Origin of the sequence: Vibrio sp. 10N.222.55.C6, assembly GCF_041473395.1 — a bacterium.
In the GTDB taxonomy this organism is placed as follows: Bacteria; Pseudomonadota; Gammaproteobacteria; order Enterobacterales; family Vibrionaceae; genus Vibrio; species Vibrio crassostreae_C.
Map to the genome: position 1 here is coordinate 1 of NZ_JBFRSD010000501.1, position 611 is coordinate 611.

Genomic DNA, 611 nt, shown 5'->3' on the forward strand with positions numbered 1-611 from the left:
TCTTTGATGTAAAGACATTAATGAGTCCATATCATTAGCGAATTTCGGAAGATAAAGGCTTTGAAGCAATATAATCTTTTTCATGTAATGCCTGTCATAATCTGCATTTTTATGAATAGTGCGCTTTGAGTATTCATCTGATAGTTTTTGAGGAAGCTCTATACACAAAATGGCAAACTCTTCCATTTTCTCTCGCTTTAGCAACTCCTGCTCTTTCTTGCGCCAGACTTGATGCTCTATATCTTGTTTTACTGACTCTGTAGCTTCAGTAATTTTTCTTTGTTGAGACATTAGTTCTTTGATGTTATCTGACATAGAAGAAATTTCAGCACTTTTCTTGAAGTACGCGCCAAGATATCCCCCAAAAGCAGAGACACAAGCAATAATGATTGTATCAAGACCCGATATGTTACTTTCAAACACGATAATTCCTTATATTGCTAACGCCCTAATAATGGGCAAAAAATTGTTGGCTAAAATGTTGAGGAACGAAAACAGCCAACTGTTTTTTGTCCTTATTAATTAGCTTGTTATGTGCTTTACCAAATAATTTAGAGTAGTTCTTATTTTTTTAGATATCTTTTCTCTACCTATTAACCAGTTGGCAATAG

The 611-nt window shown here is 34.2% G+C and carries 1 protein-coding gene; it reads right to left on the bottom strand.

The genetic code is table 11. From position 1 onward, the window contains the following. Positions 1-423, bottom strand: a 423-nt coding sequence (locus AB4486_RS24800; RefSeq protein ID WP_372119347.1) for a hypothetical protein, incomplete at its 3' end; no start/stop codon positions are given. Between the last annotated feature and the right edge of the window lie 188 nt (positions 424-611).